The following is a 14,307-nucleotide window of genomic DNA, read 5'->3' on the forward strand; positions in this document are numbered from 1 at the left end:
AGAGCAAGACTCTAGCTATAATATAGTTATGAATGCAGAGAAATTACGAAGATTATTTATTGGCTTTTTTACACAGCATGATCATGTGGAGATTTCTGGTCGATCGGTAATACCGGAAAACGATCCCACAGTGCTTTTTACCACGGCGGGCATGCATCCATTGGTGCCCTATCTTCTGGGTGAGCCTCATCCTTCGGGGCGACGTTTGACCGATGTGCAAAAGTGTATCCGCACAGGCGATATTGAGAGTGTTGGTGATGCGCATCACTTAACGTTTTTTGAGATGCTGGGCAACTGGAGCTTAGGCGACTACTTTAAATCAGAGATGATTGCGATGAGCTATCAATTTTTAACCTCGCCAGATTACTTGGGTATCGACCCTTCTCGGTTGCATGTTACGGTGTTTGCCGGCGATGATGAGGTTCCCCGTGATGAGGAGTCGGCGCGCTTATGGCAAGAGATGGGCATCGCTCCTGAGCGTATCTACTTTTTAGGACGCGAGGATAATTGGTGGGGACCCGCCGGACAGACCGGCCCTTGTGGGCCTGATAGCGAGATGTTTTTAGATACCGAAAAAGAGCCCTGTAGCGCCGAGTGTCGACCGGGTTGTAGTTGTGGCAAGTACATTGAGATTTGGAACGATGTCTTTATGGAGTACGACAAGCAAGAGGATGGATCTTATCTTCCTTTAAAGATGAAAAATATCGATACAGGCATGGGTTTGGAGCGTACCCTCTGTCTCTTGTTGGGTAAAAAAAATGTCTACGATACCGAACTCTTTCAACCGATTATCCAGAAAATTGAAGAGATTTCGGGTCATCGCTATACTGGCGAAGAGAGCGAAGAGACGACGAAAGCCTTTCGTGTGATCGCCGATCATATTAAAACCGCTACTATGATTATGAGTGATGAGCGTGGCATTCGCCCAAGCAATGTGGGGCAGGGGTATATCTTGCGCCGTTTGATTCGTCGTGCGGTTCGATTTGGGCGGAAACTGGGCATTGAGGTATCATTTTTGCCACAGCTTGCCGATGTCGTGCTAGATATTTATCGAAATAGTTACCCAGAAATGCAAGATAAGCGTAATTTTTTGCATGACGAGTTACGCTTAGAAGAAGAACAATTTAGTCGCACACTGATGCAAGGCGAGCGTGAATTTCTCAAAATGTTGCCCTCTTTATTGAAAAATCCGCAAAAGATGATGAGTGGTCGCTTGGCCTTTAAGCTCTACGATACCTATGGGTTTCCGATTGAGTTGACCGAGGAGTTAGCGCGCGAGCATGGCTTAGGTGTCGATCGTACAGAGTTTGATGCGGCCTTTGCCAAGCATCAAGAGGCAAGTAAAGCGGGCGCGGATAAGCTCTTTAAGGGTGGTTTGGCGGATGATAGCATGGCCAGCACGCGTTATCATACGGCGACACACTTACTGAATGAGGCATTACGGCGTGTCTTGGGCGATGGCGTGCATCAGGCGGGTAGTAATATTACGCCAGAGCGTTTACGTTTCGATTTTAACTGGAATGATAAGTTAAGCGAAGAGCAAATCGTACAAGTAGAGGCGTTGGTGAATGCACAAATTGAGGCGAATTTACCTATTGGGTTTGAAGTGATGTCGATTGAAGAGGCAAAAAATATCGGCGCACAGGCAATGTTTGAAGGTCGTTATGATGAAAAGGTGAAGGTCTACCGCATGGGCGACTTTTCCGTTGAGGTCTGTGGTGGGCCACATGTGGAACATACTGGCGAGTTAGGCAAATTCAAAATTGTCAAGGAGCAATCCAGTAGCCGTGGGGTGCGACGCATCAAAGCGATTTTAGTGGATTAATCAAAAGAGACCGCATTTGCGGTCTCTTTCTTTATATAGACGCGTAAAAAATTTACGCTTTTCCTGCGGAACCAAGAACGTTTTGATTCTTGTACATGTAGAGTTTTTTGAGCTCATCACGTGCAGGCCCGAGGTATTTGCGCGGATCGAATTCGGATGGTTGCTCGGCGAAAACCTTACGGATCATCGCAGTCATAGCAAGGCGACCGTCGGAATCGATGTTGATTTTACAGACAGCGCTAGCAGCGGCACGGCGAAGTTGTTCTTCTGGAATACCAACGGCATCAGGCACTTTGCCACCGAATTGCTCGATGATGCGTACGTACTCCATGGGTACGCTAGAAGATCCGTGAAGAACGATAGGGAAACCAGGAAGACGCTTTTCGATCTCTTCGAGAATGTCGAAGCGGAGTTCTGGTGGAACCAAGACGCCATCGGCATTGCGGGTACATTGATCGGGGGTGAATTTGGTGGCACCATGACTGGTTCCAATCGAGATAGCAAGACTATCAACACCGGTACGCTTGACGAAATCTTCGACTTCATCGGGCTCGGTGTAGGTGTGATGCTCGGCAACCACGTCATCTTCGATACCAGCAAGGATACCAAGCTCACCTTCAACGGTTACGTAGTGCTCTTGACTATGAGCAAAATCAACCACTTGCTTGGTCAGTGCAACGTTCTCTTCGTAAGGAAGGTGGCTACCATCGATCATAACGGACGAGAAGCCAGACTCGATACACTCTTTGCAGAGCGCCAAGCTGTCGCCATGGTCTAGGTGAAGGACGATAGGGATATCGTATCCGAGCTCTTTAGCATATTCGGTGGCACCTTTAGCCATGTTGCGAAGCAAGGTCGCGTTGGCATACTTGCGTGCACCCGAAGAAACTTGTAAAATGACGGGACTCTTGGTCTCGACACAGGCTTGAACGATGGCTTGAAGTTGTTCTAGATTATTGAAGTTGTAGGCAGGAATCGCATACTTGCCAGCCATGGCTTTAGCGAATAGGTCTTTGGTGTTTACCAAACCTAAATCTTTGTAACTAACCATATATTGACTCTCCTAAAAAATACATATTGGCTCTCGCTGCGAGCGCCTAAATTAATTATACAATATTTCGAAGAAAATAGCACTAGGTCCGCGCTTAAATATATTGAATTTACCATAAATTTTCTCAAAAGCTAATAAATTGAGTTGTAGTTTTTTGAAAAATGTGCTACTCTAAACCAGAAAAGACCGACTAGCAATAGTTGGTTGGTTATTTTAGCATAATGAAGCTTTGTAGGAAGGTAAACGTATGGAAGATGAAAACAAAGAAGCTCTCGTGGTTCGTTCTAAAGTGAAGAGCTATATAAAAGAGAAGAGCGATGGGATGAAGTGCTCGGAGAAGGTGATCGATATCTTGTCTGACCGCGTAAGGGAGCTTTGTGATGCTGCCATCGAGAATGCCAAGCGCGACAAGCGTAAGACGGTACAAGAGAAGGATTTTTAGGATTCTTTTTTGTGTTTTAGAAAGAAAAAACCTCACCTGCTGGTGAGGTCTTCTTTTCTCTTTAAGAGAGATTAATTCATGATGCCGTCTTTCTGCGCCATGTACTTGACGAGATCGACAACACGATTGGAGTAACCCCACTCATTGTCGTACCAAGAGACAACCTTGAAGAAACGTTCTTCGTTAGGAAGGTTGTTTTGCTTGGTAGCAAGGCTGTCGTAGATACTCGATCGTGCATCGTGGATAAAGTCGGTGGAGACCAACTCTTCGTCGGCATAACCAAGAATATCTTTGAGGTAGCTCTTGCTAGCCTTCTGCATGAGCTTGTCGATCTCCGCGATGGAGGTCTTCTTCTCGGTGCGGAAGGTAAGGTCAACCACAGATACCGTAGGCGTAGGCACGCGGAAAGACATACCAGTGAGTTTTCCCTTGGTTACAGGAAGAACTTCACCTACAGCCTTAGCAGCGCCAGTGGTGCTAGGAATGATGTTGATAGCCGCAGCACGCCCACCACGCCAATCTTTGGCGCTTACGCCATCGACAGTCTTTTGGGTTGCGGTGTAGCTATGGATCGTGGTCATCAAACCAGTCTCGATGCCAATGCCCTCTTCGAGCAAGACATGAACGACAGGAGCAAGACAGTTGGTCGTACAGCTAGCATTGGAGACAATGTTATGCTGACTAGGATCATACTCTTCGTGGTTCACGCCCATAACGATAGTCTTTACGCCACCCTTAGCAGGAGCGGAGATAACGACTTTCTTCGCGCCGGCTTCGATGTGTCCATGAGCTTTGTCCATGTCGGTAAAGAGACCGGTGCTCTCGATGACATAGTCAACACCTAGCTCTTTCCATGGAAGCACTTTAAGACCCTCACGGCTAGCTTGGATACAGCGAACTTCGTGTCCATTAACAACAATGATGTCGTTGTGGTCTAAGCCATCGCTACTCTTTTTCGACTCAAATTTAGCTTTCATCTGTCCTTGTGTTGAGTCATACTTAAGCTGATAAATGAAGTAATCCGCGTCAGTCGACATGTCGACAACCGCTACTACATCAATTTGATTCTTTTCCTTGCCCAAGAGCTTCTGATTGACCAAAGCTTGGAAAACTAAACGTCCGATGCGACCAAAACCATTAATCGCTACTTTCATACTTCTATCCCCCTATTCAGGTGAAAATAAAGATTTTATCTTCTCAAAAATAGTATACTCAAAAACGCCAACTCTGTCAATGAAGTAGGAAGAATCCTTCAGGAATTCCTAGCACGGGGGAGCTTGATTGGGGTAGTTGGTTGGGGTCGCGGAGGAGAAAGAGTTCATCTTCGGTGGTGATGACATCGGGGCGCACGGTGGGTTGCACTGATCCTGCGGAGCTAAACTCACCCAACTCGTCGATGGTTACGCGCCCAAGCTCACTGTTGTTGATGATTTCAAAGTAGGGTGCGCCACTGATGAGGCGACTATTGCCTTTTGCAATGATGATAAATTGATCGCCAGTCTTGACACCGTGCAGGGATCCAACGCTAATTAAGATACGAGATCCTTCACGACGCATCACTTGCGCACGGATCGGAATGGTTGCGTCGATCATTTTAATGATATCGTTCATCGCATCTTCAATACGCGTATTCCCCGTACGGTTGAGGCTGAAGCTCTGAATAAGTGTGCCGGTGTTGACCATATAGAGATCGGCTTGGGTAAAGAGGCGACGATCGCGCTCGATAAAGCGTAAAATAATGCTGTAATCCATGTGTTGATTGTAGGCGGTTTGCCAAGCTTCACTTTGGGTTTGGCTAGCACCTGCGTCGGTGAGTTCGAAGCGGGTGTTAAAGCGCATTTTGTCGACAAAAACTTGTTGTAGGAGCGCGTCGACACCATATTGCCCCAAGAGCGATTCTCCTTGAATACGCGTAACCAGAATACGCAAGGGACGCCCCATCGGCATGTGGGAGAGACCAAATTTTTTGGCAGGATTGGGATAGGTTTGGCGCTCCTCGCGAGCTAAAACGGTGAGCATTTCTGGCGTGGCAATGCCCTCCTCTTTGAGGAGGCGAAGTTGATCGACGTAGCTTAAAGGAAAACCTTGTTGCGCAAAGATGCGACCCATTTCAAAACGTGCTTGAGCGTCGTGGGGGTTGAGAATGAGGGAGCGACGATAGCTTTGCAAGGCGCGGGTATTATCGAGATTACGGGAGAGGAGCCGAGCTTGTTCTCGTCGTTGGCTGGCAAAGGTGTTACGCTCTTTATCGCCAATGGCAAAATTTCGCATGATAAAATCTTCTGCACTTAAGCGATGTAACTCATGGCTAGGCTGTAGTTTAAGAAGCTCTACATAGGCATTGTATGCCTTGGTGAGGTCGCCCGATCGTTCCAGTGCCTCGGCAAGGAGCGCCCAGACTTCGGTCTCTTCTCGCCCACGGCCTTTGATGAGCTCTTCTAAGACTTTAACCGCTTCATCATAACGGGTAAGCCCCATCAGCACTTGACTTCGACGCATGGCTAATTGATGAAAGTTAGGGTTGATCCGATAGACGGCATCATATTCAATGAGTGCCTCGCGCCACTTGAGCTGTTTTTCGTAGTGAAGACCTGCATGAAAACGTACCAATGCATCTTGGGGAAAGTAGAAGATAGCTTGACGAATGTAGGGTGTGGAGCGGTGGAATTCGCGTCTGTCGTCGAAGATGAGAGCAAGGCTAAGGAGCGCACGACGATTTTGTGGGCGCTCTTTGAGCATCTTCTCGATCAATGCGATGGCGTTATCGCTACGGCCTTCTAAAAGGTTGACCTCTGCCATGCCAAATTGCGCATCAACATTATTAGGCTCTTTGGAGAGGACATCTTGAAAGATGGCTCTTGCCTGCCCACTCTGACCCAATCCGGTGTGGGCGCGTGCGCGAAGCGTTTTCGCATCAACATTATTAGCAAGACGATCGTAGAGATTGAGGTTGCTAAGTACTTCATGATATTCGCCAAGAAAAAAGTAGACTTCGCTGATGCGTAGGCGTGCTTCGGCATAGTTGGGGTTGATGTTGAGGGCGCGTCGAAAGAGGGTAATCGCCTGAAAGAAATCTTGCCGTTCGGTGGCGGCTAAGCCCTCTTTGTAGAGATCCATGGCGCTCTGTTGCGGGGGAGCGATTTGCGTTTGGGCAAAATTCATCGGGATGACAAAGAAGGAGAAGAGCAGTATACCGACAATGGGGCTAATCTTTTTCATGTTTTCTATCCTTTATAAGTTCTACGCTTTTAATTTTTTGTCCATCGACCTCACGGGCAATGAAGAGAGCATCCTCATACTCCACTTCTTGATGAAGGGCGGGGACTCTGCCAAAAAGATTATACAAAAATCCACCGAGTGTGTCAAAGTTATCGTTGGGAAGCGACATATGCAAGAGCGCGTTGAGTTCGTCAATGGCGATACGTGCGTCGATCATGTAGTGTCCGCTGCCGAGGTTGTGGATCTCTTCGGTTTCGTTGTCGAATTCATCTTGAATGCTACCAACAATCTGCTCGATGATATCCTCCAGTGAGAGAAGACCACTCACTCCGCCGTACTCATCTAAGACCAGAGCCATATGCACATGGCGTTTTTTGAACTCACGTAATAAGCCGTCGAGCTTTTTACTTGCAGGAACAAAGAATGGCTCGCGACAGTAGCGTTCGAGTTGGAAAGGCTCTCTCTCTTGGCTGTAGAGATAGCGGATGAGATCTTTGCTATAAAGCACACCAATGACGTTGTCTACCCGATTTTTGTAGACGGGATAGCGCGAGTAACGGTGATCTAAGATGATCGTTAAGATCTCCTCAAAGGAGCTATCCGCATTGAGAAAGATGGCATCAACGCGCGGCACCATCACTTCGATGGCGCTGGTCTCTTCTAGGGAGAGAATGCCTTGGATCATCTTCTCTTTTTCGGCACTAATTGCTTTGGGTTCCTCTTGTCTCTTTTTTTGCGAAATCCAATTTTTAAATAAAGCCATAAATGTCGAACGCAGCTTATTGCAAGCTTAGCTCTTTTAACTCCTTCATGATAAGTTCTTGTTCTATAAGCATCGGCTCATTAGCCTCATTTGTTGCGTGGTTTTTTCCTAAAAGGTGTAAAATTCCATGAATGATGACTCTTTTGGTCTCTTCGTGGAGGCTGACGTTAAATTCTTGTGCATTTTGGGCGACGGTTGCCAGACAGATGAGGATGTCGCCAAGACTCTTGGGCTCGTCGTCTTGGCTGAGTTGGAGAAAGGGATCGTCTGGCTCCTCCTCCAGGGTGAAGGTGAGGACGTCGGTGGGATAATCTTTGCCACGGTAGGTGCGATTGAGCTCTTGCATGGCTTGTGCGTCGATAAAGCTTAGGCTAAAAATCTCTTTAATGTTTAAATGAGTAACAACTGCCTGCACAAACGCTTCTAACGCTGATGGTTGGATGGATGGGGGCAGTGGCTCTTCATAAAAAATATCGATCATTTACTCTTTCTCTCCTTTGGGGTATTCAATACGATGGTGATACTGCCCGATGAGCGATTGCACGAGCGAGAATTTTATCTTGCCTAAATCCTTTAGAGCTAAAGGGCTATCTTGTAGCTCTTTGGTTTCAATTTTATGGCTAATAATATCGTCTACCAACTTGGCGATGGTGGTTTGATTGGGCTTTTTGAGGGTGTGGCTGGCAGCTTCTACTGAGTCGGCCAGCATGACAATGGCGCTCTCCTTACTGCGCGGACGCGGTCCTGAGTAGCGAAAATCCGCCTCATTGATGCTCTGTTCGGGGTCGCTAAGCTCTTCTTTAGCACGCGTATAGAAAAAGCTCACCAGACTCTCGCCATGGTGCTCACTAATAATATCCAAGACCTCTTGGGGTAGGCGAATCTCTTTGCCCATTTCATAACCGATGCGCACATGACTACGGATCATCGCCGCGGAGAGGTTGGCGCGCATGCTGTTGTGTTTGTTGGTGCCTTTTTGTTGATTTTCGACAAAGTATTCAGGATTTTCCATCTTTCCAATATCGTGATAGTAGGCTCCCACCCGCGCCAAAAGACCTTTCGCGCCGATATGTTGACAGGCATTCTCCGCCAGTATCGCTACATTGAGGCTATGGGTGTAGGTGCCGGGGGCGAGGTATTGTAGCCGTCTTAGCGTGGGCGCATTGAGGTTGCAGAGATCGAGCAGGCGATAGTTGGTAGGCAGATTGAGCATCCGTTCAACGATTGGGCTGATGGTGAGCGCAACGGGTGAGACTAGGAGTCCACTGACAATCGCAACCATCAAACTAGGCAGATCAAACTCTTCTGTAGCGTTTACCATGGCGAGAATAAAGAACGCAAGCGCTTGGAGCAGTGCTTGCCAAAAAGAGGCCAAAAAGAGGCGATTACGATTGGTTGCATGGTGGGCAAGATAGATAGCAACTGGCATGCTCATGAGCAGATAGATAATGGAGAGCATATCAAAGCGTACCGCCAGTGCAAAGATGAGCAGATAATGGAGCGAGAAGAGGAGTCCTATACGGTAGCCAAAGAGCAAGGTGATGGCAAAGCTAACGGCAATTGCTGGGCTCATCATGACGGCGGGGACTCTATAGGGTGCGCCTTGCCAGGTAAGAATAAAGAAGGTGGAGATCAAGGCGATAAAGGCGATCGCGAGTATCATGTAGTAGCGCTTGGCGATGGGTTTGAGGCGATCGAGTTTAATGATGGCTTCGCGATAGAGAGCATGAATAATGGCAATGATTGCCGCGGTAATCAAGAGCATGTAGAGGATGGAACCTATTTGTTCTTGTTGCAGAAGAATGGGTGATATTTCTGTAATTTGATGGCGTTCTAGGTTGGTAAAGTTGAGGTTGGGTTGCAAGAAGAGGTGAATGAGTGCTTTGGCAAAGAGTTGCACTTCAAGGTCATAGGGTAAAAGCGCGTGGTCGATGTAACCATGGATGTTCTCTATGGTGAGGAGCTCTTTTGCGGATAAGAGCATATCGTGATGGTTATCTTCACGAATGAGGACAAATCCCCCTCGCTCGGCTTCTCTAGGGAGCTCTCTGCCAGTGTAGCCGATGGCGTAGATTTGGGCTAAAATGTCTTCACTGATGGTATAGATTTGTTCCATTTGTATGAGATTGAGCTCTAAGGAGTCTAGTTGTGGGCTGGCTAACACCTGACGTAACAGAAGGCTGGGGTTGTTCGACTGTAAGACGCTCTGTCTAACAATGGCAAAGTGCTGTTGGCTTTGGTGAGAGCTCCTTTTATGATAGACTGGAATTAATGCATGATTACTCTGTTCGCTGTAACGGTGGTGGATGTTGTGCCAAATGGGGCGGCCTTGGGCAAAGGTTAAAATTAGCATAAGGAATAACGCTTGCAGAAGAAGATAGGTGAGTAAGTAATATTTCTGACGCAAGAGGGGATTCATGAAGAGGAATATTGCATGATAAGGTCTCTTAAACATATGTCTCCTAGTATCTATAGCTAGTATTTTGAAGGGAAACGATAAAAAAGTCAATAGATAGGCGCAAGCATTCGATATATTTAGAGAGAGCGCAGTGTTAGGTAAGGAAAGGAGGGCGTGGCATCATGGGGCAGGAGCTTGTTTATTCTACAGCAGTGATGCACAAGGCACAGCAGGTGGTGATGCCAGTAACTTCTTATCGTGTTGGCGAATTTCGCTTGGAGAGTTCTTTGGAGGCAGGGGAGTATTTGGTTGCCTCGATGCTTGAGCCAGAGCAACAGCAAACAAAGATCGGTCAAAGTCGCATCCCCTTACTTGCGCATGGGGAGGTTGCTTATGTAGGACAACCGATCGCCTTGCTTTTAGCCCCTACCCTCTGGCAAGCGCATGTTGCGCGTGAGAAGCTGGCGATTCACTACCCTGCGCACTCCACGAGCGCCTCATTGCAATTGTCGCCTTTTTTGCGCAAAAAAGTTGTTCCCACTTCGCAGTCCGATCACTTTTTTGTCCAGCGAAATGTGAAGAAGGGGTTCGACTTAGAGTATATTTTTAGTACTGCGCATCAGACCTTTAGCCAGAAGTATCATGTCGATCGGCGAAATCTCGAGCTAGAGAATGAGCTGGGGGTCTTTGCTGGTTATGAGGATGGCAAGGTGATTGTCTATTTGGCTTCGATTTGGAGCAATCGCATCCGTATTGCGCTGATGCGTCTCTTCGACTTATCTTGCGAAGAGTTAGAGATTCGGCAATTACCTCGCACTGCCCAAGAGGATGGGTTTGATCTGCATGTGCACCTCGGAGCTTGCTATGTGGTTTGGGCGTTATTGCATACGGGCAAATCGACACGTTTAATTTGGGCAGGTAGTCGCCCGTTCTTTAGTAGCAACGTGGGGGGGGATCTGCAATTAGAGTTGGAGTTAGCCCTTGATAGTGAGCAGGCGCTTTTGGCGGTACGCTGTCGTGCGATTTTTGATGCAGGCGCGTATGCTATCGGATTGGATGAGGTGATCGATCGGATGATTTGGGCTTTGGGGGTGCGTTACCGTAAGGCGGCGCTAGGGGTGGAGATCAAGGCACGTCAGAGTGCGCAAGAGCCAGCTCTACCTGATGCTACTTTTGGCGTGAGCGCGATCAATTATGCATTAGAACATGCATTAGCGACAATCTATCAACGTCCAAGCCATCGCACCATTCGTGAGTGGACACACTTTCTCTATGGTAAAGGCGATATCGATCTTTTCGATCACGAGTGGCGTCACGATACTTCTTATATCGCATTGATTAAGCGTCTTTATGCGATTTCGGGCTACCCGCGTAAGTACGATGCCTATCAGCGCGAGGCCTCGGCGCGCGAGGCGGTGCAATCTAGCGAACATCTTCAACACTATCGGGGGATTGGGCTGGCGCTGGCGGAGTTGCCATCGGGATTTTTGCGCCATCTTTACGCTCCCATTCGTATGGAGATGACACTAACGCCTGCTCACTGTGTAGAGATTCGCCTCAATGTGGGTGGCCAGCGTGCCTCTTTGTTGACTTATTGGCGAGGTCTCGTCAGCCGTATGCTTCAGATTGATCGGCAATTAGTGGAATTTATGCCGATGCGTAGCCTCTCTTCGGATAAGAAGGAATCTCCTTGTGATGAAGATGTGGCTGGAATGTTGGGAGGTAATGTCCATATGGTTACGGCGATGCTTCAAGATGCCTGTGAGGAGATCCAAAAGCGTCGATTTCGTGAGGGATTACCGATCTCGGTGGCTTTGGTGGATAAGCGATATCGCAAGTGGAAGGATCGCCACTTTGAGGGCGACTTGAGTGAGCGTGTGAGTCGGGCGGCGGTGGTCAGCGAGGTGGAGGTCGACAGCAAGACGATGAATGTCTATACCCGTGCCATCTACCTAGTGGTAGATGCTGGGAAGATCTTATTGCCTGAACAGGCGCGAAATCAGGTAGCCCTGGAGGTAGAGCAGACGCTCAAACAGTTGAGTGTTCGTAAGGAGCATGGGGGAGAGCAACGCGATTATGCCAATGCTTCGCTGGTAACCACGACGCTTTATCCGCAACGTTTACAGATAGAATTTTTAGAGAAACGACAGAATATTCACAGCAAGAGTCGAGGCTTGAGTGGTTTGGTGCAGAGCATCTTACCCGTAGCGCACTTACTGGCGATTAGTCAGGCGCTTCAGCGCTCGATCAGCCATTTGTCGCTACAGAATGAGTCGATTTTCGTACAGTATCAATGGTTAGATATGATGCTAGAGCTGCAGCAGCGCCGACGCCTAGCAGAAAAAGTAGAGGAGCAGTGATGGAGATCTCTTTTTCGTTAAATGACGCACCCATTACGGTGAAGGTTCCGCCTCACTTGCGCTTGAGCGCGCTGTTACGCGATTTGGGACATCAGCAAGGTGCACGCGGTTGTCGGGATGGATCGTGTGGGCGTTGTTTGATTTTTATGGACGATCGATTAATGCATAGTTGTCTTCTCATGGCTTTTGAGGTGCGTAGTACCCAGATTCATAGCGCTAAATATTGGCAGGAGCGTAGGATAATGCGTTATTTTTTATGGGCACAGGCGATGCAACGGCTCTTTTTTTGCGAGGGTTGTCGGGATGCGCGCTTGCTAAGCCTTGTCTATCTCTTAGAAAGAGATGATGCGCCAGTAGAGATGACCGCTTGCGCTTCCATGGTGCAGTGCACGTGTGTTAGCCAGCATGACGTGGCGCGGATCTTTCGGTTAGCTTATCGCTTGAAGGTGCATGATGCAGGGTAACAGATATATCGCCCCCGAAATTCTTGAGCCACTGTCGCTTTCACAGTTGGCGCAAATCATTCATCGACGACCTAGAGCCTTGTTGATGGGGGGTGGGGTGCATGTACGTGTCAATCAAGATAGCGAACTCTTCAGCCTACCTGCCGAGATTGTTCTCTTACACAAAGTCGCAGAGCTTACCCGTCTTACGCGCAACGATCACTTTTTGGAGGTAGGCGCGAGCGTTACCTTACAACACTTTCTGGAGCAAGCGGGTGAGTATTTGCCTCCAATTTTGAGTCAGACAATCAAAGAGATAGCAACGGTTGCTTTACGCAATCAAATGACCATCGCCGGATCGATTGCCTTACCCAATTATCGTAGCGATCTCTTTGTGGTATTGGCGCTCTTGGAGGCCAAGGTGGAGATTCGGGATTTTACGCATCGAGGTGGACGTGGCAAGATCCGTAAAGAGGCACTCCTACGTTTGGTGCGGGAGGGTTTTCTCGACATTGCTAGCGCAGAGGTCATCACCGCGATACGCTTGCCTATCACGCATTGGACGCATTGGCAGTATCGTAAAATTCAGCGTCCCTTCACCAGCGACCAACGTACCCTCATCATTGCCATGGTTGCACGCGTGGAAAAAGCAATGGTGTTAGGATTTCATCTGATTATCTTAACGCATGGGCAACACCTATTTTATGATTATAATCTAAATACACAAGCAATTGGTCGGCGCTATCCGCTTTCGCCCAAAGATCGTGACTATTTTCTTGAGCTCTTGCAAGAGAGCCTCACCACCGACGAAGAGAGCTTCTCCGACTACATGCGCCACGTCATCGAGGAGGTTGTTATCGACTTTTTACAGGGAAGAAATTCCACTTTCCCCCAAGGCTAGCCTTGCATTTTATTCTTCTTTATGTTATTATAAAAGACATGGCGGGATTGGGTAGTAAGATACGAGACTTTTTCACACGTTCGGCATTAAGTACCGACTTTTATGAGGATTTAGAAGATAAATTGATCGAGGCAGATTTAGGCCCTAAGTTGGCAAGTGAGTTGACCCAACTCTTGCGCAAAGCAAAGGCGAAGGATCTCCAAACCTTTACGAAGATTGTCGATGAACGTATCTCTCCTTTAATCACTGCCGAGAAGTTGACTCTCACTCCTGATGGGCTCAATGTTTTGCTTTTTTTAGGGGTTAATGGGGTTGGCAAAACCACCACGATTGCGAAAGTCGCGCACTATTTTCAGCAATCAGGTGTAAAACATATCAGCGCCGCCGCCGGTGATACCTTTCGCGCTGCTGCCAGTGAGCAATTGGGCATTCATGGCGAACGGCTTGGCTTTCGCGTGGTTAAGAGCCATAGCGGAGCCGATTCTGCCTCTGTGGTGCATGACGCGTTAACCGCAGCCCTTGCCCATCAAGATAGACTTTTATTGGTAGATACCGCCGGTCGTATGCATAATAAGAGCGAGCTTTTACACGAGTTGCGTAAGATGGATAAGATTATTCGCCAGCGCGTACCCGAAGAGAATTATAGGCGTATTTTAGTTATCGACGTAAATACCGGGCAAAATTGTCTACGCCAAGCCGAGGTCTTTCATGAAGCCGTGGGGCTTTCGGGAGTAATTGCCAGTAAGTATGACGGCACCGCCAAGGGTGGTGTGTTGGTAGCAATGGCGCGCGATTTACAACTTCCCATCTACTTCTTGGGCACGGGAGAGAGACCAGACGATCTGTCGGTCTTTGATGCGAAAGCATTTATGCGCGACGTTATCGCCATGGATACTTAGTGACGA

General features: G+C 48.0%; 12 protein-coding genes. 6 read left to right on the forward strand and 6 right to left on the reverse strand.

Annotated elements, in window-relative coordinates; all coding sequences use genetic code 11:
* Window positions 1-28: 28 nt before the first annotated feature.
* Complete coding sequence (locus tag PVA46_RS02275; protein ID WP_167695144.1) at window positions 29-1,825, forward strand: alanine--tRNA ligase; 1,797 nt, start codon at window positions 29-31, stop codon at window positions 1,823-1,825.
* 52 nt (window positions 1,826-1,877) lie between these two features.
* Here the strand turns inward: PVA46_RS02275 and PVA46_RS02280 are convergent, their stop codons facing one another.
* Window positions 1,878-2,876 carry a class II fructose-bisphosphate aldolase gene (locus tag PVA46_RS02280; RefSeq protein WP_167695145.1) on the reverse strand — a complete coding sequence of 333 codons (999 nt, stop codon included), beginning with the start codon at window positions 2,874-2,876 and terminating at the stop codon, window positions 1,878-1,880.
* A 247-nt stretch (window positions 2,877-3,123) separates the two neighbouring features.
* Here PVA46_RS02280 and PVA46_RS02285 point away from each other — a divergent pair, with 247 nt between their 5' ends.
* Entirely contained in the window at window positions 3,124-3,318 is a 195-nt protein-coding gene (locus PVA46_RS02285) for a hypothetical protein (RefSeq protein WP_167695146.1), read from the forward strand.
* A 71-nt stretch (window positions 3,319-3,389) separates the two neighbouring features.
* On the opposite strand, the gene gap is transcribed toward PVA46_RS02285, so the two are convergent.
* The 5 genes from gap to PVA46_RS02310 form a co-directional block, all read right to left on the reverse strand.
* Window positions 3,390-4,472: a type I glyceraldehyde-3-phosphate dehydrogenase gene (gap, locus tag PVA46_RS02290; protein WP_167695147.1), complete on the reverse strand. Its 1,083-nt coding sequence runs from the start codon at window positions 4,470-4,472 to the stop codon at window positions 3,390-3,392.
* A 76-nt stretch (window positions 4,473-4,548) separates the two neighbouring features.
* Window positions 4,549-6,537: a tetratricopeptide repeat protein gene (locus PVA46_RS02295; RefSeq protein WP_167695148.1), complete on the reverse strand. Its 1,989-nt coding sequence runs from the start codon at window positions 6,535-6,537 to the stop codon at window positions 4,549-4,551.
* Window positions 6,524-7,300, reverse strand: a complete 777-nt coding sequence (locus PVA46_RS02300) for a hemolysin family protein (RefSeq protein WP_167695149.1) — start codon at window positions 7,298-7,300, stop codon at window positions 6,524-6,526. Before PVA46_RS02300 ends, PVA46_RS02295 begins: the two co-directional genes overlap by 14 nt.
* A 16-nt stretch (window positions 7,301-7,316) precedes the next feature.
* Complete coding sequence (ybeY, locus tag PVA46_RS02305) at window positions 7,317-7,781, reverse strand: rRNA maturation RNase YbeY (protein ID WP_167695150.1); 465 nt, start codon at window positions 7,779-7,781, stop codon at window positions 7,317-7,319.
* Window positions 7,782-9,755 (reverse strand): HDIG domain-containing metalloprotein, encoded by a 1,974-nt coding sequence (locus tag PVA46_RS02310; protein WP_167695151.1) that lies wholly within the window; start codon window positions 9,753-9,755, stop codon window positions 7,782-7,784.
* 125 nt (window positions 9,756-9,880) lie between these two features.
* Between PVA46_RS02310 and PVA46_RS02315 the strand changes: the two genes are divergently transcribed.
* Genes PVA46_RS02315 through ftsY form a run of 4 tightly spaced genes read left to right on the forward strand, consistent with a single transcriptional unit; the run spans window position 9,881 to window position 14,301 of the window.
* Window positions 9,881-12,058 carry a molybdopterin cofactor-binding domain-containing protein gene (locus PVA46_RS02315; protein ID WP_167695152.1) on the forward strand — a complete coding sequence of 726 codons (2,178 nt, stop codon included), beginning with the start codon at window positions 9,881-9,883 and terminating at the stop codon, window positions 12,056-12,058.
* Window positions 12,058-12,522, forward strand: coding sequence for a (2Fe-2S)-binding protein (locus PVA46_RS02320; RefSeq protein WP_167695153.1), 465 nt, complete (start codon window positions 12,058-12,060; stop codon window positions 12,520-12,522). The genes PVA46_RS02315 and PVA46_RS02320 overlap by 1 nt, the downstream gene beginning before the upstream one ends.
* Window positions 12,509-13,402 carry an FAD binding domain-containing protein gene (locus PVA46_RS02325; protein ID WP_167695154.1) on the forward strand — a complete coding sequence of 298 codons (894 nt, stop codon included), beginning with the start codon at window positions 12,509-12,511 and terminating at the stop codon, window positions 13,400-13,402. The genes PVA46_RS02320 and PVA46_RS02325 overlap by 14 nt, the downstream gene beginning before the upstream one ends.
* Window positions 13,403-13,440: 38 nt before the next feature.
* Window positions 13,441-14,301 (forward strand): signal recognition particle-docking protein FtsY, encoded by an 861-nt coding sequence (gene ftsY / locus PVA46_RS02330; protein WP_167695155.1) that lies wholly within the window; start codon window positions 13,441-13,443, stop codon window positions 14,299-14,301.
* Window positions 14,302-14,307: the final 6 nt, after the last annotated feature.

This window comes from Entomospira culicis, assembly GCF_028748145.1.
In the GTDB taxonomy this organism is placed as follows: domain Bacteria; phylum Spirochaetota; class Spirochaetia; order WRBN01; family WRBN01; genus Entomospira; species Entomospira culicis.

What these genes read in the sequence shown, in the direction of transcription:
- ftsY (WP_167695155.1), top strand. Translation starts at nt 13,441, where the DNA reads ATGGCGGGATTGGGTAGTAAGATACGAGACTTTTTCACACGTTCGGCA.
- PVA46_RS02285 (WP_167695146.1), top strand. Translation starts at nt 3,124, where the DNA reads ATGGAAGATGAAAACAAAGAAGCTCTCGTGGTTCGTTCTAAAGTGAAG.
- PVA46_RS02320 (WP_167695153.1), top strand. Translation starts at nt 12,058, where the DNA reads ATGGAGATCTCTTTTTCGTTAAATGACGCACCCATTACGGTGAAGGTT.
- ybeY (WP_167695150.1), bottom strand. Translation starts at nt 7,781, where the DNA reads ATGATCGATATTTTTTATGAAGAGCCACTGCCCCCATCCATCCAACCA.
- PVA46_RS02325 (WP_167695154.1), top strand. Translation starts at nt 12,509, where the DNA reads ATGATGCAGGGTAACAGATATATCGCCCCCGAAATTCTTGAGCCACTG.
- PVA46_RS02315 (WP_167695152.1), top strand. Translation starts at nt 9,881, where the DNA reads ATGGGGCAGGAGCTTGTTTATTCTACAGCAGTGATGCACAAGGCACAG.
- PVA46_RS02280 (WP_167695145.1), bottom strand. Translation starts at nt 2,876, where the DNA reads ATGGTTAGTTACAAAGATTTAGGTTTGGTAAACACCAAAGACCTATTC.
- PVA46_RS02275 (WP_167695144.1), top strand. Translation starts at nt 29, where the DNA reads ATGAATGCAGAGAAATTACGAAGATTATTTATTGGCTTTTTTACACAG.
- PVA46_RS02300 (WP_167695149.1), bottom strand. Translation starts at nt 7,300, where the DNA reads ATGGCTTTATTTAAAAATTGGATTTCGCAAAAAAAGAGACAAGAGGAA.
- PVA46_RS02310 (WP_167695151.1), bottom strand. Translation starts at nt 9,755, where the DNA reads ATGTTTAAGAGACCTTATCATGCAATATTCCTCTTCATGAATCCCCTC.
- PVA46_RS02295 (WP_167695148.1), bottom strand. Translation starts at nt 6,537, where the DNA reads ATGAAAAAGATTAGCCCCATTGTCGGTATACTGCTCTTCTCCTTCTTT.
- gap (WP_167695147.1), bottom strand. Translation starts at nt 4,472, where the DNA reads ATGAAAGTAGCGATTAATGGTTTTGGTCGCATCGGACGTTTAGTTTTC.